Below are 19883 nucleotides of genomic sequence, written 5' to 3'. Positions count from 1 at the left end.
GTCCGCACGCTCCGGAGCGACGCTGTCGGTGCCCCCGTCTACGCTCGGAGTATGCGACCAGTGACGGATCTCGAGCGCCGCGTGGCGCCGTTCAAGGTGGTCTCCGACTACCAGCCGTCGGGCGACCAGCCCACGGCCATCGCGGAGATCTCACGCCGGATCCGGGCCGGCGTCCAGGACGTCGTGCTCCTCGGCGCCACCGGCACCGGCAAGACCGCGACGGTCGCCTGGGTCGCGGAGCAGGTGCAGCGCCCGATCCTGGTCATGCAGCCGAACAAGACGCTCGCCGCGCAGTTCGCCAACGAGCTGCGCCAGCTGTTCCCGGACAACGCCGTCGAGTACTTCGTCTCCTACTACGACTACTACCAGCCCGAGGCCTACGTCCCGCAGACGGACACCTATATCGAGAAGGACTCCTCGATCAACGAGGAGGTGGAGCGGCTGCGCCACTCCGCGACCAACAGCCTGCTCACCCGCCGCGACGTGATCGTGGTCAGCACCGTCTCCTGCATCTACGGCCTCGGCACCCCGCAGGAGTACGTCGACCGGATGATCCGGCTGAAGGTGGGGGAGGAGCACGACCGCGACTCGATCCTGCGCCGGCTCGTCGAGATCCAGTACACCCGCAACGACATGACGTTCACCCGGGGCACGTTCCGGGTGCGCGGCGACACCCTGGAGATCTTCCCGGTCTACGAGGAGCACGCCGTCCGGGTCGAGTTCTTCGGCGACGAGATCGAGCGGCTGATGACGCTGCACCCGCTGACCGGGGAGGTCGTGACGGAGGACCAGGAGCTCTACGTCTTCCCGGCGACCCACTACGTCGCAGGTCCGGAGCGGATGGAGCGCGCCATCCGGGGCATCGAGCTCGAGCTCGAGGACCAGCTCGCGAAGTTCGAGCGCGAGGGCAAGCTGCTGGAGGCGCAGCGGCTGCGGATGCGCACGACCTACGACGTCGAGATGATGCGGCAGGTCGGGTCGTGCTCCGGCATCGAGAACTACTCGATGCACATCGACGGCCGCTCCCGCGGGTCGGCGCCGAACTGCCTGCTCGACTACTTCCCCGAGGACTTCCTGCTCGTCGTCGACGAGTCGCACGTCGCCGTGCCCCAGATCGGCGGCATGTACGAGGGCGACATGTCCCGCAAGCGGAACCTCGTCGACCACGGGTTCCGGCTGCCCAGCGCGATGGACAACCGACCGCTGCGCTGGGAGGAGTTCCTGGACCGGATCGGGCAGACGATCTACCTCTCCGCGACCCCGGGCAACTACGAGCTCGACAAGGTCGGCGGCGACACCGTCGAGCAGATCATCCGGCCGACCGGCCTGGTCGACCCCGAGGTGATCGTGAAGCCGACCAAGGGCCAGATCGACGACCTGATCCACGAGATCAACACCCGGGTGGAGAAGAACGAGCGGGTCCTGGTCACCACGCTGACCAAGAAGATGTCCGAGGACCTCACCGACTACCTCCTCGACGCCGGCATCCGCACCCGGTACCTCCACTCCGAGGTGGACACGCTGAAGCGGATCGAGCTGCTCCGCGACCTGCGCCTGGGGCAGTACGACGTCCTGGTCGGCATCAACCTGCTCAGGGAGGGCCTCGACCTGCCCGAGGTGTCGCTGGTCGCGATCCTGGACGCGGACAAGGAGGGCTTCCTCCGCTCCGACAAGTCGCTGATCCAGACGATCGGCCGCGCGGCGCGCAACGTCTCCGGCCAGGTGCACATGTACGCCGACAGGATCACTCCCTCGATGGAGTCGGCGATCGACGAGACCAACCGGCGCCGGGCCAAGCAGGTCGCCTACAACGAGGCGAACGGCGTCGACCCCCAGCCGCTGCGCAAGAAGATCGCCGACATCACCGACATGCTGGCCCGCGAGGACGAGAGCACCCAGGCACTGCTCGAGACCTGGCAGCACCAGGACCCGAAGAACCGGAAGGCGCCGGTCCCGGCGCTCTCCCGGCTGGCGGGCGGCGAGGCCGGTCAGCACAGCAAGGACCTCGCCGGGCTGCCGAGCGCGGAGCTCGCCCAGCTGATCCAGGAGCTCACCGACCAGATGAAGGGGGCGGCCGCCGAGCTGCACTTCGAGGTGGCGGCGCGGCTCCGCGACGAGATCTCCGACCTCAAGAAGGAGCTGCGGCAGATGATGGAAGCGGGCGTGAAGTGAGCCGGGTCCGGCAGGTGCAGGTGACCTTCGACTGCGCCGACCCGCGGTCGCTCTCGACGTTCTGGAACGCCACTCTCGGCTACGCCTTCCCGCCGCCCCCGCCCGGCTTCGGTTCCTGGGACGACTTCTCGGCGACCTTGCCCGAGGAGAAGCGCAACATGGCGTCCGCCTCGGTCGATCCCGGCGGCGCCGGCCCGCGGCTGTTCTTCCAGCAGGTCCCCGAGGGCAAGACCGTGAAGAACCGCGTCCACCTCGACGTCCGCGCGGCGCCCGGGCTGGAGGGCGACGAGCGGATGGCCGCCCTGGAGGCCGAGGCCGACCGCCTGGTCGCGCTCGGCGCGACCCGGATGAAGCGGTTCGAGCCGGAGCCGCCGATGAGCGCCGGCTTCCTGGTCATGCAGGACCCCGAGGGCAACGAGTTCTGCCTCGACTGAACCACCTAGAATCCGCGGAGTGAATCAGCCCCCGACCACCACGGCCCGCGCCTGGTCGGTCTGGGTCGTCGGTCTCCTGGTCTACCTGGTCGCGGTCTTCCACCGGTCCTCGCTCGCGGTGGCCGGCCTCGCGGCCACCGAGCGCTTCGACATCTCGGCCTCGCAGCTGGCGACGTTCACGATGGTCCAGCTGGTCGTGTACGCCGCTATGCAGATCCCGGTCGGGCTCCTGGTCGACCGGTTCGGCTCGCGCAGCGTGCTGCTGTGCGGCACCGTGCTGCTGACCTGCGCGCAGGCCGGGTTCGCGCTGGCCGAGACCTACCCGGAGGCGCTGGTCGCCCGGGTCTTCGTCGGCATGGGCGATGCGATGACGTTCATCTGCGTGCTGCGCCTGGTGAGCAGCTGGTTCCCGGCCCGCCGGATCCCGCTGGTCACCCAGCTGACCGGCACGCTGGGGCAGCTCGGCGCGGTCGGGGCCGCCGTCCCCATGACCTGGGCGCTGGGGCACCTCGGCTGGACCGAGGCGTACCTGATCGCAGCCTCGCTCGGCCTCGCCCTCGCGGTCGCCGTCCTCCTCGTCCTCCACGACTCGCCCACGCACCGCAATCTGCGCGGCCCCTCGCTCTCGCTCGCGGCCGTGCGCGCCAGCCTCGCCGCGTCCTGGGCGCACCCCGGCACCCGCCTGGGGTTCTGGATGCACTTCTCCACGCAGTTCAGCGCCACCGCCCTGAGCCTGCTCTGGGGCTACCCCTTCTTCGTCAAGGGCGAGCTCCAGTCGTCCTCGACGGCAGGCCTGCTGCTGACGCTGATGGTGCTGGCGGTGATGGCCGCGGGCCCGACGCTCGGGTGGCTGGTCGGCAACCACCCGTGGCAGCGCTCGACGATGGTGCTGGGCATCGTCTCCTCGATCGTCGTCGTGTGGACCGCCGTGCTGCTCTGGCCCGGCCACGCGCCGACGCCGCTCCTGGTCGTCCTGGTGATCGTCGTCGGCGTCGGGGGACCGGCCTCGATGATCGGCTTCGACGTCGGCCGCACGTCGAACCCGAAGGAGCGGTTCGCCAGTGCCAGCGGGATCATCAACCAGGGCGGGTTCATCGCCAGCCTCCTGCTGGTGATCGCGATCGGCCTCGTCCTCGACTGGCGTACCCCCGGCTCGAGCACCGACTACACGCCCTCGGGGTTCCGCTGGGCGATGTCCGTGCAGTACGTCCTGTGGGCGGTCGGCCTGTCGCAGGTCTACCGCTACCGGGTGCAGGCCCGCCGCGTCATCAACCGCGCCGAGCTCGAAGAAGGCGCGCGAGCACCGGGGTGAACGCCAGGATCACGAGCAGCCGGAACAGCTGCACCGCCATCACGTAGGTCACGTCCGAGCCGCTGTCCGCGGCCGTGGCGAGCACCGCGAACAGGCCGCCGGGCGTGGTCGCGAGGTACGCCGTCAGCCCGTCGACCGGCGTCAGCCGGGCCAGCACCGCGCCGAGCAGCGCGGTCGCCGCGACCATCGCCGCGATGATGAGCAGGACGACGGGCAGCATCCGCGCGATCGAGGCCAGGCTGGCCCGGGTGAACCGGAGTCCGACCTGGACGCCGATCAGCGCGTAGGCCAGCCACTGCAGGGCGATCGGCACCGCCGGCGCGCCGAGCCAGCCGGTCGCGGTCAGGGCCACCGCCACCGCCAGCGGGCCGAGCAGGGTCGCGGTGCTGATCGGCACCAGCCGGGCGAGCACCATGCCGAGCGCCAGCGCGATCGCGGTGTAGGCGAGGTCCTCGGCCCAGCCCTCGCCGTTCGCCGTGAACGTCCCCAGGCCGTGGTCGGGGTGGAAGACCACCGCGGTCACCAGGGGCATCGAGACGAGCACGACGAACACCCGGAGGTACTGCACGACGGTGACCACGCGGTCGTCGGCGCCGAGGTCGCGCGCGATCGCGACGACGCCGGACGCACCGCCCGCGATCATCGCGAAGGCGCCGGTCACCTCGCTGACGTCGCGCCGGATCGCGAGGGTGCGGCCGGCGAGCAGGCTGATGACGACCGTCGCCGCGGTGACGCCGAGGATCGGCAGCAGCGCCGGGCCCATGTCGGCGAGCGCGGACAGGCTGACCAGGGAGCCGATGGTGATGCCGATCAGCGCCTGGCCCAGCCGGAACGACCACGGCGGCAGCGTCAGCGGGGTCGGCGAGGTCAGCGCGTGCGCCATGCCGCCGAGCAACGAGCCGAACAGCACGGCCGACGGCACCCGCAGCACGGACAGGGCCACGCTGAGGGCGACGGTCACGCCCAGGACGAGCAGCACCGCCTGCAGGGGTGTCCGCTCGCGCCCGGTCATCGCACCTACGCTACGGACGTGACCAACATCGATCTCGGAAGGCCCGTGCAGGGCGATGTCGTCGACCTGATCCTCGATGATCACCGTCGATTCGAGGCGCTGCTGCGGGACCTGCGTGACAGCAGCCAGGACCGCGACGCCGTACGACGAGCCTTCGCCGCCCTGCACGTCGCGCACGCGGAGGCGGAGGAGAGGTTCGTCTACCCGAAGCTGAAGCGGAAGAACGCCGTCGACGACCACGAGGCCGACCATGGCGTCGAGGAGCACGCCGAGGGCAACCAGGCGCTGCTGGGGGTGCTCGAGCTCTCGGGCACCGACACCCAGGACTTCGACGACGCGGTCGAGGAGCTCGCCCGGCTGGTGAACCACCACCTGACCGAGGAGGAGCTCACCATCCTCAACCCGGCCCGCGAGGCCGTCGGCCCGCAGGTCCGCGCCGACCTCGGCGAGCAGTTCGCCACCGAGCGCAACCGGCAGATCGACGAGGACTGCGGCCGGCTCGAGAACGTCCGCCGGATCGTGGCCGAGGCGCGCCGCACGGGCCTGCTGGACGACGAGGACGGCGATGACTAGATCAGGTCATCGAGGCGGGCGACCAGCGAGTCCCGCACCGCCTGGGTGACGGCGGCGTCGACCCGGCGCTCCAGGTCGTCCTGGTCGTCGAGGTCCGCCAGCACGGCGCGCAGGTCCAGGTCGTCGATCGCGCGGGTCAGCACGTCGTCGGTCTTCAACGCCGCGTCGACCACGGCGCCGGGCAGCGCCCGGATGGCGGCCTCGAGGAACGGGTTGAGCTCGGCGTTGTCGAGCGCGTCGTCCACGAGGTCGGACGCCGGCGGCAGGATCCCCTCGTCCTTCATCCGCTGGACCGCCGCGAGCAGTCCGTCGTGCAGGGCGTCGACCTGGGCATCGGTGCGCGGCCCGGGCTGGGCGAGCTCCAGCGTCAGCGCCTCGCGGCTGACGCCGAGCGTGCACGCGGCGTCGTCGAGCCCGATGAGCACCAGCCGCTCGGTGAGGCCGTCGATCCCGTCGGCCTGGGAGCTGACGGTCCGCGCGGCGCACGGGTCGGCGCTGTGGAGCGGCTCGAGTCCGCCACCACCGGCCACGAGCTGGACGGTGAGCACGGCGCCGACCAGCGCGAGGCAGAACGCCGGCAGCCCGTTCACGTCGCGACCTTCCGGCGGGGTGCGACCACGACGAGCAGGGCGAGGAGCGCGAGCCCCGCGCCGATCAGGAACGAGTCGCGGAACGCCCGCGTCGCCGCCCGCTCGACCTGGGCGCCGAGGTCGCGCTCGAGGCGGTCCGCCGCGGGCTGCTGGGCGGGATCGAGGTCGAGCGTCGCGAAGGCCGCGTGCAGGTCCGGGACCCGGCCCTGCTGCGCCCTCAGCTCGCCCCCGAGCGCCTGGGCGACCGCGATCTTGTCCTGCGGGGGCAGGGGCGCGTCGAGCACCAGGGAGGTGATCGCCTCCTGCGCCGGGACCTGGGCGTCTAGCAGGTCCGCGGTGAACACCGGCGTGAGGATGGCGAGCCCGACGACGACGCCCGCGTGCCGGGCGCCGATGGTCCATCCCGCGTGCTTCACGCGCGGCAGCCGCAGCTCCATCGCCTGCGAGGTGAGGTGCTCGACGGTGAGGCCGAGCCCCAGGCCGACCAGCGCCTGCGGCGCCACGGTCCAGAGCAGGTCGGCCGCGGGCAGCAGCGCCAGGCACACCAGCCCGCCGGCGACCAGGAAGCACCCGGACGCCACCTCGACCTCGCGGGACGGCCGGAAGAGGCGCGCGACGGGTCGCGCGGCCAGGGCCGCGAGCGGGACGACGGACACGGCCAGCGCCGCGGTGGCGGGGGACCGGCGCCAGCCCTCGACGAGCAGGAGGACCAGCAGGAACAGCGCCGCGGTCAGGGCGGCCGACAGCAGGGCGAGGGTCAGGTTCGGGCGCAGTGCCGGGCGGTGCCGGTCCGCCGACGGCTGCGGGGGAGCGGACAGCAGCAGCGCGGCCGGGACGGCAAGGATCGCGAAGGGCACCTGCACCACGAAGATCGCCTGCCAGGAGAACGCCTGCGTGAGGATGCCGCCCGCGACCGGGCCGGCAGCGGTGCCCACCACGCCTGCGGCCACCCACGTCGCGACGCCGCGACGCTCGCCGTACTCCGCGGCCAGCAGCTCCAGGCAGCCGAGGAGGGCGAACGCGCCACCGACCGCCTGCACGCACCGCGCGCTGACCAGCCCCTCGATGGAGCCAGCACCGGCGCACCACGCCGAGGCGACCGCGAAGACCGCGATGCCCGCCGCGGTCAGCCGCCGCGGCCGGGTCCGGGCCAGGAGCAGCCCCGCCGGCACGGCGACCAGCGCGAGCACCAGGTTGTAGGCGATCAGCACCCACGCGACCTCGCCCACGGTCGTCCGCAGGGCGAACAGGATGGCGGGCAGTGCGAGCGTGACGATCGCGGAGTCGGCCAGGACGAGCGCCACGGTGACCGCGAGCAGCGGGGCGGCGAGGCGGCGCACCCGGCCATCCTGTCAGGTCCGTGCCGGGCCGGTGCCGCGGATTGCAGGCAGCACCAATGTGGAGGCGGCGGATCCGGCGTAGGCAGGGGGAGTCGATCCACGCCCGAGGGCGCATGACCCCCGGGCAACCCGTACAAGGAGCGTGGCATGGGAACCATCACGACGGCTGACGGCACGGAGATCTTCTACAAGGACTGGGGCTCGGGCCAACCGATCGTGTTCAGCCACGGGTGGCCCCTGTCCGCCGACGACTGGGACAACCAGATGCTGTTCTTCGTCCAGCAGGGCTATCGCGTCGTCGCCCACGACCGCCGCGGGCACGGGCGCTCGACGCAGACCGGCGAGGGCCACGACATGGACCACTACGCCGCCGACCTGGCCGCGGTGGTCGACCACCTCGACCTGCACGACGCCGTGCACGTCGGCCACTCCACGGGCGGCGGGGAGGTCACGCGGTACGTCGCCCGCCACGGCGGCGACCGGGTGGCCAAGGCGGTGCTGGTCAGCGCGGTTCCCCCGCTGATGCTCCGGACCGACGCCAACCCCGGCGGGCTCCCGATGGAGGTCTTCGACGGCTACCGGGAGGGTACGGCGACCCAGCGCGCCCAGTTCTACCTCGACGTCGCCTCGGGACCGTTCTACGGCTACAACCGGCCCGGAGCCGAGCCCTCCCAGGGCGTCATCCGGAACTGGTGGCGGCAGGGGATGATGGGCGGCGCGAAGGCCCATTACGACGGCATCAAGGCGTTCTCCGAGACCGACTTCACCGAGGACCTCCGGCAGATCCGGGTCCCGACGCTGGTCATGCACGGCGACGACGACCAGGTCGTGCCGATCGCCGACTCGGCCGAGCTCTCCGCGGAGCTGCTCAGCGACGGCGCGCTCAAGGTGTACCCGGGATTCCCCCACGGGATGTGCACGGTCGACGCAGACGTCATCAACGCCGACCTGCTCGAGTTCGTGAAGTCGTGAGAGCCCGGCGCGGCGGCGTGGCGAGGCTCAGGCCTCCGGCCGGCGAGCGACGACGGCCAGGCTGACGAGCCGCGCGACGACGAGCGCGACGTAGAAGACCCCGGCGACCATCTCGACCATCGCGAAGGATCGGGCGTGCCCGCCGACGGGAACGACGTCGGAGAGCCCGACGCTCGTCAGCGTGCTGAACGACAGGAAGAGCAGCTCGAACCAGCTCCGGTCACCGACGCCGGTCGCGCCGATGAACGAGCCGGGCCAGACGACCTGGCAGGCGGCGAACACGTAGGCGAACCCCCAGGCGACGACCGTGAACGCGGCTCCGGTCGCGAACAGCTCGTCCCGGGTCACCCGGTCGTCGTGGAAGAGGTACCGGATCATCGCGTAGGAGATGTAGAAGTAGAAGGGCGCGTGGAGGAACGCCGAGGTCAGCACGATCGGGTCGCTGTGCGGCTGCCAGGCCTCGAGGATCGTGAGGACCATCGCGGGCGCACCCAGCAGCACGGCGACCCAGGTCAGCGCCGGCGTCGGTCGGACGGCCGCGAGCGCGGCGAGGACGATCCCGAGCTGCACGGTCCCGACCACGGCGCGGCCCCACGCCGTCTGGTCGAGGAACGGGTACGCCAGCACGGCGACGAGCTGGGTGGACATCAGGACCGCGGACGGGTGCGCGCGGACGGTCGCGGCGCGCGTCCGCAGGCTCACCACGGCAGCCAGCCCGGCGGCCGCTGCTGCTTGTCGCGCTGCCGCTCCAGGCGCCGGATCTCGTGGTCGACGATCTCGGTCCGGGACATCGCGGTGCGCACGAGGTTCAGCAGGCTGAAGGCGATCACGAAGGCCGGCCAGAAGAAGTAGGGGTCGAAGCCCCCGTGCCGCCAGGAGGTCGCGAACCAGATCGCGGTGGTGACCAGGCTCGCGCCGAGGAAGGAGAAGGACGCCTCGCGCCGCTTGGTCCGCCAGTGCCGCTCCGCCATCGCCTCGAGGTCGGACCGGGTGGCGTGCGCCAGGCTGGTGCCGGTGGACGGCTGCCGAACGACCAGGTCGCCGAGCAGCGGGTTCAGCTCGCCCAGCACCCGCACCCCGAGCGCCTGCTCGGAGCGCTGCTCGTACTCGTCACGGTCGAGGCGGCCGTCGGCGTACGCCTCGTCGAGGACCTGCTGGACCACGATCCGGTCGTGGTCGGAGGCGCGGATCGGCGCGTAGCGGCTGTCGCGCGGGTCGTGGGTGAACGACGACCAGACCTCCCTGTCCACCTCCACATCGTAGGAGGCGGCCCGGCGGGGCCGGTCCAGCCCACGTTTCGCCCCCGTCACCCCGGGGGAGGACGGTCGTTGACATCGGTGGGAGAACCGGTTCTACCCGGAGTGGACGCTCGTTGCCTGAAACGAGAACACGTTCTACTCTGTGGCAGCTGTCTAGACATGGGCAGCGAACAGGGGAGGTGAGGGATGGCGTTCTCTGCCGTGTCGGTGATCCGGGGACCCGGCGAGATCGCGGCGATGGTCGTCGAGGTCACCAAGCGCATCTTCACGCGCCCCTTCCAGTTCCGGGAGTTCGTGGAGCAGGCGTGGTTCATCACCAGCGTCACCCTCCTGCCGACGATCCTGGTCTCGATCCCGTTCGGAGCGGTCATCTCGCTCCAGGTCGGCAACCTCACCGGGCAGCTCGGCGCCCAGTCGTTCGCCGGCGCCACCGCCGTGCTCGCGACCGTCCGGGAGGCGGCGCCGATCGCGGCCGCCCTGATCATCGCCGGCGCCGCCGGCTCCGCCATCTGCTCCGACATGGGCGCCCGCAAGATCCGCGAGGAGATCGACGCCATGGAGGTCCTCGGCGTCGACCCCCTGGAGCGGCTGGTGGTCCCGCGCGTGGTGGCGACCATGTTCGTCGCCGCGATGATCAACGGCATCGTGATCGCCGCCGGCATCGGCGGCGGCTACTTCTTCACCGTCATCGTCCAGGGCGGCTCCGCCGGCGCCTTCCTCGCGAACTTCACCGTGCTCGCCAGCCTGCCCGACCTCTACATCGCGATGATCAAGGCGGTCGTCTTCGGCTGGCTGGCCGCGATCGTCGGCGCCTACAAGGGCCTGAACGCCGGCGGCGGGCCGAGCGGCGTCGGCCGGGCCGTCAACGAGTCCGTGATCGTGGCGTTCATGCTGCTGTTCTTCCTCAACGCGATCATCACCGCGATCTACTTCCAGGTCGTCCCACCCCCGGGGCTCTGACGACTGACATGGCCAGCATCGGTGCCATGGGCAGCTCCTTCGTCAAGGGACGCCGCGACTCCCTCGAGACGTACGGCGACCAGCTGCTGTTCTACGTCAAGGCGCTGGCGTGGACGCCGCGCGCCATCAAGCGCTACCCGCGCGAGATCGTCAACACGCTGGCCGAGGTCACCTTCGGCGCCGGCGGCCTGAGCCTGATCGCCGGCACCGTGGGCGTGATCGCGTTCCTGGCGTTCTTCGCCGGCACCGAGGTCGGCATCCAGGGCTACGCGTCGCTGAGCCAGATCGGCGTCGCGAAGTTCAGCGCGTTCATCTCGGCGTACTTCAACACCCGGGAGGTGGCGCCGCTGGTCTCGGCGATCGCGCTGGCCGCCACCGTCGGCTGCGGCTACACCGCGCGGCTCGGTGCGATGCGCATCTCCGAGGAGATCGACGCGCTGGAGGTGATGGGCATCCCGTCGCTGCCGTTCCTGGTGACGACCCGGATGATCGCCGCGTTCATCGCGGTGATCCCGCTTTACATCGTCGCGCTGTCCGCGTCGTACCTCTCGCCGCGGCTGATCACCACGATGATCTACGGGCAGTCACCCGGCACGTACGACCACTACTTCCTGCAGTTCCTGCCGCCCGTCGACATGCTCTGGTCGTTCTTCAAGCTGCTGTTCCTCGCGGTCGCGGTGATCCTGGTGCACTGCTACTACGGCTACACCGCCTCCGGCGGCCCCGCCGGGGTCGGCATGGCGGTCGGCCGTGCGATCCGGACCAGCATCGTGACGATCGTGGTCGCGGACTTCTTCCTCAGCTTCGCGATCTGGGGCTCCACCACCACGGTGAGGATCACCGGCTGATGCTGGTGAACGTCTACCACGACAGCCCGCGTGAGCACCGACGGCTGCTGGTCGCGGGCGTCGCCTTCCTGACCGTGATCGCGCTGCTGATCGGTCTCTCCATCGCGGTGTACAACAAGACCTTCTCCCGGGTCACCACGGTCACGATCGAGGCCGACCGGGCGGGCCTCCAGCTCGCGAAGTTCGGCGACGTGCGCGTCAACGGGGCGCTGGTCGGGCAGGTCCGCAAGGTCGACCAGAAGGGCGACCAGGCCCTGATCACCGTCGCGATCGACCCCGACGAGGCCGAGCAGATCCCGGAGAACGTGTCGGTGCAGATCCTGCCGACGACGCTGTTCGGCCAGAAGTTCATCTCGCTCGTCGTGCCTGACGACCCGTCGTCGACCCCGCTCGCGGATGGGGACGTCATCCCCGCCGACCGGGTGGACACCAACGTCGAGCTGAGCCAGGTCCTGAACCGGCTCTTCCCGCTGCTGCGCTCGATCCGGCCCGCGGACCTGAACGCGACGCTCAACGCGCTCTCGACCGCGCTGGCCGGTCGCGGCGAGCAGCTCGGCCGGACGATGGACCAGCTCGACCACTACCTCGGCCAGATCGACGACCACCTGCCGACGCTGCGGACCGACCTGGTCAAGCTCGCGGACGTCGCCCGGACCTACGACAGCGCGGCGCCCGACCTCCTCGGCGTGCTGCGGGACGTGACGATCACCGGCCAGACCGTGATCGACGACAAGCAGCAGCTGAGCACCTTCTTCTCCGACCTCGGCGGGCTCGCCGACACCTCCACCCGAGTGCTGCACGAGAACGCGACCAACCTGATCCGGGTCGGCCAGGTGACCGAGCCGGTGCTGCGGCTCCTCGCGGTCTACTCGCCCGAGCTGCCGTGCCTGATCGAGGGCGCGGCGCGCTACGCACCCCGCCTGGCCCGGACCTTCGAGGGCAACCAGGTCAAGCAGTACATCGAGTTCGGCACCCCGCAGTACCACCCCTACGACCAGCACGACAAGCCGGTGTACGGCGAGGTCGGGCACGGTCCCTGGTGCCTCGGCCTGCCGGACGCACCGGTCCCGGCCCCGCCCGTCGCGCTCAAGCAGGGCAGCGACATCGACGAGCACCCGCCCACGTCGCCGGTGCCGACGCAGCTCGGCCTCAACCGGCCCGGCGCGGACTACTCCGGGTCCGAGGGCGAGCAGCAGATCGTCAACGCGCTGCTCGCCGAGCGGACCGGCCGGGCCGCCGACACGTTCGGCTCGCTCGGTGCGCTGATGTTCGGCCCCCTCCTGCGTGCGGGGGTGGGCGCGAGGTGAGCCGCAACTCGACCACGATCGCCGCCGGCATCAAGCTCGGCATCTTCACGCTTGCCTCAGTGCTGGTCACCGGCCTGCTCGCGGTGATCATGGGCAACTTCGGCTTCGGCAGCCAGACGACGTACCACGCGATCTTCAGCACCGCCTCGATGCTCCAGAAGGGTGACGACGTCCGGGTCGCGGGCGTGAGCGTCGGCGAGGTGAAGGACGTCGAGCACTACGACCGCACCGGGGCACTGGTGACGTTCAAGGTCGCCTCCGACGTGCCGCTGACAACCGCGTCGCACGCGGAGATCCGCTACCTGAACCTCGTCGGCGACCGCTACCTCGCGCTCGAGGAGGGCGCGGACGCCGACGCCGAGCCGCTGGAGGACGGTGGCACGATCCCGATCGCGCAGACCAGACCCGCGCTGGACCTGACGGTGCTGTTCAACGGGTTCCAGCCGCTGTTCCAGGCCCTGAACCCGCAGCAGGTCAACGACCTGAGCATGAACCTCGTGCAGGTGCTCCAGGGCGAGGGCGGGACCGTCCAGGGCCTCCTCGCGAAGACCGCGTCGCTGACCAACACCCTCGCCGACCGCGACCAGCTGATCGGGCACGTCGTCGACAACCTCACCCAGACCCTCCAGACCGTCGACAGCCGGCACCAGCAGCTCAACGACTTGGTGATCGGCCTGAAGAACTGGATGGCCGACCTCGCCCGCGACCGGCACGTCATCGGCTCCTCGATCGACAACATCTCCGACCTGACCGTGGTGGTCGCCGACCTGCTGCGCCAGGGGCGACCGCTGGTGAAGTCCGACGTCGCGAAGCTGCGCCGGCTGGCCACGCTCCTGAACGAGCCGAAGAACCGGGCGAACCTCACCGACCTGCTCGACCGGCTGCCCGAGTCGATGACGGACCAGACCCGGACCGGCACGTACGGCTCCTGGTACAGCTACTACATCTGCGGCTTCAGCGGCCGTATCACGCTGCCGGCCGGGCTCAGTGCGCTGCCGGGCGTCAAGCAGCTGCTGGGCCAGCTCAACCACCTGGACTTCCACTCGACCGCACCGCGCTGCAACGGAGCCACCGCGCCATGAGCATCTCGAGGACGTACAGCCAGACCCAGATCCTGCGGCTGGGCGCGATCACGGTGGTCGCGATGCTGCTGGTGATGGCGGCGGCCTTCAACCTCTCCCAGTTCCCGGGCTTCAAGGGCGGCACCTACAAGGCGGAGTTCAGCGACGCCAGCGGGCTGCACGTCGGGAACATGGTCCAGGTCGGCGGCATCCGGGTCGGCCGGGTGGACGACGTCAGCCTCGAGGACAGCAACAAGGTGCTGGTCACCTTCGACATCGACAAGGGCGTCGACTTCGGTCCCGAGAGCCGGGCGTCGATCGAGGTGCTGAACCTGCTGGGTGAGAAGTACCTCGACCTCCAGCCTGCGGGGGACGGGCAGATGCCCGAGAACGACGTGATCCCGCTCGACCGCACCGAGTCGGCCTACGACATCGTCGGGGTCTTCGGCGACCTCACCCAGACCACCGAGCGGATCGACACCGACCAGCTCAAGGACGCGCTCGACGTGGTGGCCGACACGACCAACCACGCGGCGCCGGAGATCGAGTCGAGCTTCCGCGGCATCGCGCGGCTGTCCGAGAGCATCGCCTCGCGCGACGACCAGATCCAGGCACTGCTGACGAGCTCCCAGAGCGTCAGCAAGGTGCTCGCGGCCCGCAGCCAGGACCTGGTCGACCTGATGAAGCACAGCGACCTCGTGCTCCAGGAGGTCAAGCAGCGCAAGCAGGCGATCCACCTGTTGCTCGTGAACGCCCGGCAGCTCGCCATCCAGCTGAAGGGCGTCGCCCGGGACAACCAGGCGCAGATGGCGCCGGCGCTGAAGCAGGTGAACGACCTGCTCGGGCTGCTCAACAGCAAAGACCAGGAGCTGAAGGCGACCCTGCACGCGCTCGGACCGTACGTGTCGATCCTCGGCAACATCATCGGCACCGGCCCCTGGTTCGACGCCTACGCGTCCAACCTGGCCGCGATCCCGACCGGCGAGTTCCAGCCCGGCCCCCTGGAGGGACAGTGAACGCCCTGAGCAGGGTCAGCGGGCGCGCCATCGCGGTGGCGCTCGCGGTGGTGCTGCTGACCACGACCTACTTCGTCTTCCTCCGCGACCACACCGAGACGAAGACCGTCACCGCGCACTTCCCGCGCGCCGTCAGCATCTACCAGGGCAGCGACGTCCGCATCCTCGGCGTGAACGTCGGCCGGGTCACCGCGGTGATCCCCGAGGGCAACTCGGTGCGGGTCGACATGGAGTACGACGCGAAGTACCACGTGCCCGCCGATGCCAAGGCGGTCATCGTGACGCCCACCCTGGTCGCCGACCGGTTCGTCCAGCTGACGCCCGCCTACCAGTCCGGGGACGAGCTGATGGCGGACGGTGCGGACATCGCGCTCGCCGACACCGGCGTGCCGGTCGAGCTGGACCGCATCTACGCCAGCCTGCGCGACCTGTCCGAGGCACTCGGGCCCAACGGCGTCAACAAGGACGGCACCCTCGACCACGTGCTGGCCGCCGGCGCGCACGCGCTTGACGGCAAGGGCCAGCTCGGCAACCAGATGCTGACCCAGCTCGCGGCCGCCGCACAGACGTTCGGCAACGGCGCCGGACCGCTCTTCGACACCGTCAGCCGGCTGGCGCAGTTCACGACCACGCTGGCCCAGAACGACCGCTTCGTGCGCGCGTTCATCCAGGACCTCGCCGGCGTCTCCGGCCAGCTCGCGGACGAGCGGACCGAGGTCCAGGGCGCCCTCGCCGCCGTGGCGGACTCGGTCGGCACCGTGAAGAGCTTCGTCCACGACAACCGGGCGCGCCTGGTCGAGAGCGTCGAACGCCTGACCCGCGTGATGAAGACCATCAACTCCGAGCGGTCCAGCATCGAGACCGCGCTCCGCGTCGCCCCGACCGCGATCGGCAACCTGACCCTCGCCTACAACACCAGGACGGGCACCATCGGGTCCCGGATCGGGATCAGCGGCAACGTGTGGGACGCCGACGGGTTCCTGTGCGGGGTCGTGCAGCAGTCCGGGCTGCCGCAGGCCAGTGCCGACCTGGCCTGCCGGCTGTTCAAGCAGCTCCTGGAGCCGGTCGAGGGCCAGCTGCCGACCATCCCGCCGGGTCAGGGCGGGAAGAGCTCCACCTCCGCATCGACCGGCGGCTACAACCGGGTGCAGCAGTACGCCGCATCGGGCGCCGGGTCCCTCGACTCGCTGATGGGAGGCGGGTCGTGATCCGGCTGCTGCGCACGGGAGTCCTCCTGGTCGTCCTCGCCCTGGTTGCCGGTGCGTGCAAGTTCGACGGCGCCTACGACCTCCCGCTGCCCGGCGGGCCGGTGTCCGACGACAACTCGTTCCAGGTCACGGCGGAGTTCCAGGACATCCTCAACGTCGTACCCAAGTCGCCGGTCATGGTCGACGACGTCACCGTCGGCGAGGTGACCGACGTCGAGCGGGTCGGGTGGCACGCCGAGGTCACGCTGCGGATCAAGAGCGACGTCGACCTGCCCGACAACGCGGTCGCCGAGATCCGCCAGGTCAGCCTGCTCGGTGAGAAGTACGTCGCGCTCGAGGCGCCCGCGACCGGGGCGACCGGCAAGCTCTCCGAGGGTGACAACATCGATCTGTCGGACACCGGACGCAACCCCGAGGTCGAGGAGGTGCTGGGCGCGCTGTCGTTCCTGCTGAGCGGCGGCGGCGTCGAGCAGCTCGGCACCATCACCCACGAGCTGAACGCGGTGATGGACGGCCGGACCGACCGGCTGCGGCACCTGCTCGGCTCCCTCGACGACGTCGTCGGCACCATCGACGCCCAGAAGGACGACATCCTCGACGCGATGGATGCGGTGGACCACCTGACGGCCACCCTGAACGGCGAGAAGCACACGATCACGAGCGCCCTCGACGTGATGGGCCCGGCCGTCCAGGTGCTGGCCGCGCAGCACGACCAGCTGATCGCCATGCTGACCTCGCTCGACAGGCTCGGCGCGGTCGGCACCCGCGTGATCGGGCGGAGCAAGGACGACATCCTGAAGTCGCTGGACCACCTGCAGCCCCTGCTGCAGCGGCTGTACGAGGCCGGCGACAAGCTCGCACCCGGCCTCAACCTGCTGGTCAGCTTCCCGTTCCCGAAGGAGGCGTCGGAGATCGTCAAGGGCGACTACGCCAACACCTCGATCCGCGCCGACATCAACCTCGAGAACATCATCCCGAGCGGCCACGACGGCGGCGGCCTCCCGCCGGTGATCCCGGACCCCGGGCAGACCGTCGACGCGGTCACCAAGTGCCTGCAGAGCCTCGACCTCCAGAGCAAGGCGTGCCAGAAGGTGCTCGACAGCGTCGACCTGGTCAAGAAGCTGCAGCAGGAGTGCAAGCGGAAGAAGTACGACGGCAACCCGGTCTGCACGATCGTCGAGGCGCTCCCCGGTGCCGGGGACGGCCCGCTCGGCGGCCTGCTCGGCCGGGCCCTCATCGACGGCACGCCGAGCCCCGCTCCGAGCCCGGCGGCCCTCTACGGAGGCACCCCATGAGCCACGGCGTCAAGCTCCGCATCGCGGCGTTCCTCGTCCTCAGCGCGGTCGGGGTGGTCTACATCGCCGGGTCCTACCTCGGCCTGGTCGACCGGGTGCTCGGCCGCGGCATCACGGTGCACGCGACCCTGCCGACCTCCGGCGGCCTGTTCGAGGGCAGCGAGGTGACGTACCGCGGCGTGAAGATCGGCAAGGTCTCGGCGATGAACGCCAAGACCGACGGCGTCGACCTGACCCTGGCGCTCCAGGACGGCACCGAGCTGCCCGAGGACTCGCCGATGTACGTGCACAACCTGTCGGCGGTGGGGGAGCAGTACCTCGACTTCGAGCCGCCGAACGAGGAGGGGCCGTACGCCGAGGCCGGCTACACCTTCCACGGCGACGCCGACTCGCTCCCCGTCGACGAGGGCGACCTGCTCGTCGAGCTCGACAGGTTCGTGAGCTCGGTCGACAAGGACAACCTGCGGACCGTCGTCCGCGAGCTCGGCACCATGTTCGACGACACCGGCCGGCCGCTCCAGCACCTGCTGGACAGCGGCAGCGAGTTCGTCCGCCAGGCGTCGGAGCACACGGCCGACACCATCCGGCTGCTCGACCGCGGCGAGCGGGTGCTGAGCACGCAGCAGGGGCAGGGCGACAACATCCGGAGCCTGGCGCGGAACCTGCACAGCATCACCAGCGCCCTGGCCGCGAGCGACGACGACCTCGACAAGGTCCTCACCGACACCCCGGGCGCCGCGCGGGAGGTCGACGGGCTGCTCGAGGACCTCGAGCCGACCCTGCCGGTGCTGCTGGGCAACGCCGTCAGCGTCAACCAGGTCGTGGTCTCGAACCTCGCGGGCGTCGAGCAGCTCCTCGTGACCTACCCGCGGGTGATCTCGGCGGGCTTCACGGGCACCCCCGGCGACGGCTACGGCCACGTCAACCTCCAGCTCGACAACTCCGTCCCCCCGTGCACCGAGGGCTACAAGCCGCGCAACCAGTGGCGGCCGCCGAGCGACCTCACCGACAGCCCCATCTTCCCGGCGCAGTGCGCGAGCGGACCGCCGTACGTGATGCGCGGCCCCCAGCACTCGCCGGAGAACACGCGCACCGGCTCGCCCGGGGCGGTCTACCGGTCGTCGTACGACCCGGCGACGGGTTTCGTGTCGGGTGCCGTCGACGCACAGGGAGACCCCGTACGCTTCGTCGATCAGGGCAACCTGTCGATCCTGGGAGGGGACGCATGGAAGTGGCTGCTGGTCGGCCCGGTGACGAGCCGGTGACCGCTGGCGGTACTCGGGCCCGTCTGGACATCGGTCTCTTCGTGCTGGTGCTCGTCCTCGCCTGCGCGTGTGTGTTCGGCGGCGTGCTCGTCGTCCAGCAGCACCGGGAGAACCAGCGCGCCGCGGTCGAGCAGGAGCGGTACGGCGACGTGCTCGCCGCCGCCCGCGACGAGGTGAAGGCGTTCATCAACATCGACTACCGCAACGCCCAGGAGAGCATCGGGGCGGTCGCGGCCGGAGCGACCGGCGACTTCAAGAAGCAGTACGACAGCTCGACCGACGGCGTCGTGAAGGTCCTCCGGCGCGAGCAGTCGGTCATGGACGGCGACGTGCTCTGGGCCGGCGTCGTCGACGTCGACGCCGACAGCGCGACCGTCCTCGCGGCGACCACCGGCACCGTGGCGAACCGGTCCACCAGGAACCAGCAGGTCGCGCGGTACTTCCGGCTCAAGCTGGACCTCCAGAAGGTCGGTGACCAGTGGCTCACCTCGAACCTGGAGTTCGTCGGATGACGACCTCCGGCGGACTGGGGTCCCGCAACCCGACCGGGCGCCCGCGCAAGATCGCCGGCCAGACCCGCCCGGTCGACGCGCCCGCCGACAAGTCCGTCGACGAGCCCGGGCACCAGCCGGACCACGAGGCGCCCGCGCCGCCGGGACCACCGGAGCCCGGTGCTCCCGGGGCGGAGCAGCCCCGTCGCGGCGGACGGAACCGGACCACGATCGCCCTCCTCGTGGCGGCCGTGGTGCTGGTCGTCGTCGGTGCCCTCGAGCTGGTCTACCTCAACCACGACCCGTCGCCGACCGTGTCGGCGTCCCGGCCGGTCGTCGTGGGTGACGCCACCCGCGGCGAGGCGGTCGAGACGGCGGCGCGCTCGACCGAGGAGATCCTCTCCACGACGTACGAGAACTACGACGACCAGGTCGCGCAGGCGACCGCCAAGATGACCGACTCCTTCGCGAAGCAGTACCAGCAGACCGCCGACGGCATCCGCGACCAGTTCATCGCCAACAAGACGCAGCTCCAGGTGAAGGCCGTGGGGCAGAGCGTCGTGCAGGCGTCCCCGTCGCAGGTGCAGGCGCTGCTGTTCCTCAACCAGTACGTGCAGAAGGTCGAGGACGGGCAGCCGAAGACCGACTTCGCGCAGTACCGGGCGCTGGTGACGGTCGTGCACACCGACCACGGCTGGTTGGTGTCGAGCATCGACACGAAGTGACCGGTGTGCGAAACTAGAACACGTTCCAGTTGAGGCCGGCTTC

Annotated in this window: 20 protein-coding genes; 15 read left to right on the top strand and 5 right to left on the bottom strand. The window is 70.6% G+C overall.

Features of this window, described 5'->3' with window-relative positions:
- The first annotated feature begins 51 nt into the window (after nucleotides 1-51).
- From uvrB to ACVW2K_RS16775, 3 genes are read left to right on the top strand one after another with little or no spacing between them, the layout of a single operon-like run.
- Nucleotides 52-2172 carry an excinuclease ABC subunit UvrB gene (gene uvrB, locus ACVW2K_RS16785; RefSeq protein WP_028638110.1) on the top strand — a complete coding sequence of 707 codons (2121 nt, stop codon included), beginning with the start codon at nucleotides 52-54 and terminating at the stop codon, nucleotides 2170-2172.
- On the top strand, nucleotides 2169-2606 hold the full coding sequence (locus ACVW2K_RS16780; RefSeq protein ID WP_457203290.1) for a VOC family protein: 438 nt from the start codon (nucleotides 2169-2171) through the stop codon (nucleotides 2604-2606). The genes uvrB and ACVW2K_RS16780 overlap by 4 nt, the downstream gene beginning before the upstream one ends.
- A 19-nt stretch (nucleotides 2607-2625) precedes the next feature.
- Complete coding sequence (locus ACVW2K_RS16775; RefSeq protein WP_457203289.1) at nucleotides 2626-3918, top strand: MFS transporter; 1293 nt, start codon at nucleotides 2626-2628, stop codon at nucleotides 3916-3918.
- Here ACVW2K_RS16775 and ACVW2K_RS16770 read toward each other — a convergent pair.
- Nucleotides 3875-4930, bottom strand: a complete 1056-nt coding sequence (locus ACVW2K_RS16770; protein ID WP_457203288.1) for an AbrB family transcriptional regulator — start codon at nucleotides 4928-4930, stop codon at nucleotides 3875-3877. The genes ACVW2K_RS16775 and ACVW2K_RS16770 overlap by 44 nt on opposite strands.
- Before the next feature lie 18 nt (nucleotides 4931-4948).
- Here ACVW2K_RS16770 and ACVW2K_RS16765 point away from each other — a divergent pair, with 18 nt between their 5' ends.
- Nucleotides 4949-5503: a hemerythrin domain-containing protein gene (locus tag ACVW2K_RS16765; protein WP_457203287.1), complete on the top strand. Its 555-nt coding sequence runs from the start codon at nucleotides 4949-4951 to the stop codon at nucleotides 5501-5503.
- On the opposite strand, the gene ACVW2K_RS16760 is transcribed toward ACVW2K_RS16765, so the two are convergent.
- Nucleotides 5500-6093: a hypothetical protein gene (locus ACVW2K_RS16760; protein WP_457203286.1), complete on the bottom strand. Its 594-nt coding sequence runs from the start codon at nucleotides 6091-6093 to the stop codon at nucleotides 5500-5502. The two genes, ACVW2K_RS16765 and ACVW2K_RS16760, sit on opposite strands and share 4 nt — an antisense overlap.
- Nucleotides 6090-7433, bottom strand: a complete 1344-nt coding sequence (locus tag ACVW2K_RS16755; RefSeq protein WP_457203285.1) for an MFS transporter — start codon at nucleotides 7431-7433, stop codon at nucleotides 6090-6092. The genes ACVW2K_RS16760 and ACVW2K_RS16755 overlap by 4 nt, the downstream gene beginning before the upstream one ends.
- 147 nt (nucleotides 7434-7580) lie before the next feature.
- Here ACVW2K_RS16755 and ACVW2K_RS16750 point away from each other — a divergent pair, with 147 nt between their 5' ends.
- The gene (locus tag ACVW2K_RS16750) at nucleotides 7581-8405 is read left to right on the top strand and encodes an alpha/beta fold hydrolase (RefSeq protein WP_457203284.1); all 825 of its coding nucleotides are present in this window, start codon (nucleotides 7581-7583) and stop codon (nucleotides 8403-8405) included.
- Between the two features lie 27 nt (nucleotides 8406-8432).
- On the opposite strand, the gene ACVW2K_RS16745 is transcribed toward ACVW2K_RS16750, so the two are convergent.
- Nucleotides 8433-9107: a potassium channel family protein gene (locus ACVW2K_RS16745; protein ID WP_231496243.1), complete on the bottom strand. Its 675-nt coding sequence runs from the start codon at nucleotides 9105-9107 to the stop codon at nucleotides 8433-8435.
- A complete protein-coding gene (locus ACVW2K_RS16740) occupies nucleotides 9104-9655 on the bottom strand; it encodes a DUF1707 SHOCT-like domain-containing protein (protein WP_197025365.1) in 552 nt (183 codons plus the stop codon). The genes ACVW2K_RS16745 and ACVW2K_RS16740 overlap by 4 nt, the downstream gene beginning before the upstream one ends.
- A 195-nt stretch (nucleotides 9656-9850) precedes the next feature.
- Here ACVW2K_RS16740 and ACVW2K_RS16735 point away from each other — a divergent pair, with 195 nt between their 5' ends.
- From ACVW2K_RS16735 to ACVW2K_RS16690, 10 genes are read left to right on the top strand one after another with little or no spacing between them, the layout of a single operon-like run.
- A complete protein-coding gene (locus ACVW2K_RS16735; RefSeq protein ID WP_028638119.1) occupies nucleotides 9851-10624 on the top strand; it encodes an MlaE family ABC transporter permease in 774 nt (257 codons plus the stop codon).
- A gap of 8 nt (nucleotides 10625-10632) precedes the next feature.
- The gene (locus ACVW2K_RS16730) at nucleotides 10633-11472 is read left to right on the top strand and encodes an MlaE family ABC transporter permease (RefSeq protein ID WP_457203283.1); all 840 of its coding nucleotides are present in this window, start codon (nucleotides 10633-10635) and stop codon (nucleotides 11470-11472) included.
- Entirely contained in the window at nucleotides 11472-12779 is a 1308-nt protein-coding gene (locus tag ACVW2K_RS16725; RefSeq protein WP_028638121.1) for an MCE family protein, read from the top strand. Before ACVW2K_RS16730 ends, ACVW2K_RS16725 begins: the two co-directional genes overlap by 1 nt.
- A complete protein-coding gene (locus ACVW2K_RS16720) occupies nucleotides 12776-13861 on the top strand; it encodes an MCE family protein (protein WP_457203282.1) in 1086 nt (361 codons plus the stop codon). Before ACVW2K_RS16725 ends, ACVW2K_RS16720 begins: the two co-directional genes overlap by 4 nt.
- Nucleotides 13858-14856 carry an MCE family protein gene (locus ACVW2K_RS16715; RefSeq protein WP_457203281.1) on the top strand — a complete coding sequence of 333 codons (999 nt, stop codon included), beginning with the start codon at nucleotides 13858-13860 and terminating at the stop codon, nucleotides 14854-14856. Before ACVW2K_RS16720 ends, ACVW2K_RS16715 begins: the two co-directional genes overlap by 4 nt.
- Nucleotides 14853-16064: an MCE family protein gene (locus tag ACVW2K_RS16710; RefSeq protein WP_457203280.1), complete on the top strand. Its 1212-nt coding sequence runs from the start codon at nucleotides 14853-14855 to the stop codon at nucleotides 16062-16064. Before ACVW2K_RS16715 ends, ACVW2K_RS16710 begins: the two co-directional genes overlap by 4 nt.
- Entirely contained in the window at nucleotides 16061-17359 is a 1299-nt protein-coding gene (locus ACVW2K_RS16705; protein WP_457203279.1) for an MCE family protein, read from the top strand. The genes ACVW2K_RS16710 and ACVW2K_RS16705 overlap by 4 nt, the downstream gene beginning before the upstream one ends.
- Entirely contained in the window at nucleotides 17356-18624 is a 1269-nt protein-coding gene (locus tag ACVW2K_RS16700; RefSeq protein ID WP_457203278.1) for an MCE family protein, read from the top strand. The genes ACVW2K_RS16705 and ACVW2K_RS16700 overlap by 4 nt, the downstream gene beginning before the upstream one ends.
- Nucleotides 18585-19136 (top strand): hypothetical protein, encoded by a 552-nt coding sequence (locus ACVW2K_RS16695; protein ID WP_457203277.1) that lies wholly within the window; start codon nucleotides 18585-18587, stop codon nucleotides 19134-19136. The genes ACVW2K_RS16700 and ACVW2K_RS16695 overlap by 40 nt, the downstream gene beginning before the upstream one ends.
- Nucleotides 19133-19840 (top strand): hypothetical protein, encoded by a 708-nt coding sequence (locus ACVW2K_RS16690; protein WP_028638125.1) that lies wholly within the window; start codon nucleotides 19133-19135, stop codon nucleotides 19838-19840. Before ACVW2K_RS16695 ends, ACVW2K_RS16690 begins: the two co-directional genes overlap by 4 nt.
- The last annotated feature ends 43 nt before the right edge of the window (nucleotides 19841-19883 follow it).

This window comes from Nocardioides sp. HB32, from assembly GCF_054058995.1.
This window is presented reverse-complemented; position numbering and strand designations above follow the sequence as displayed.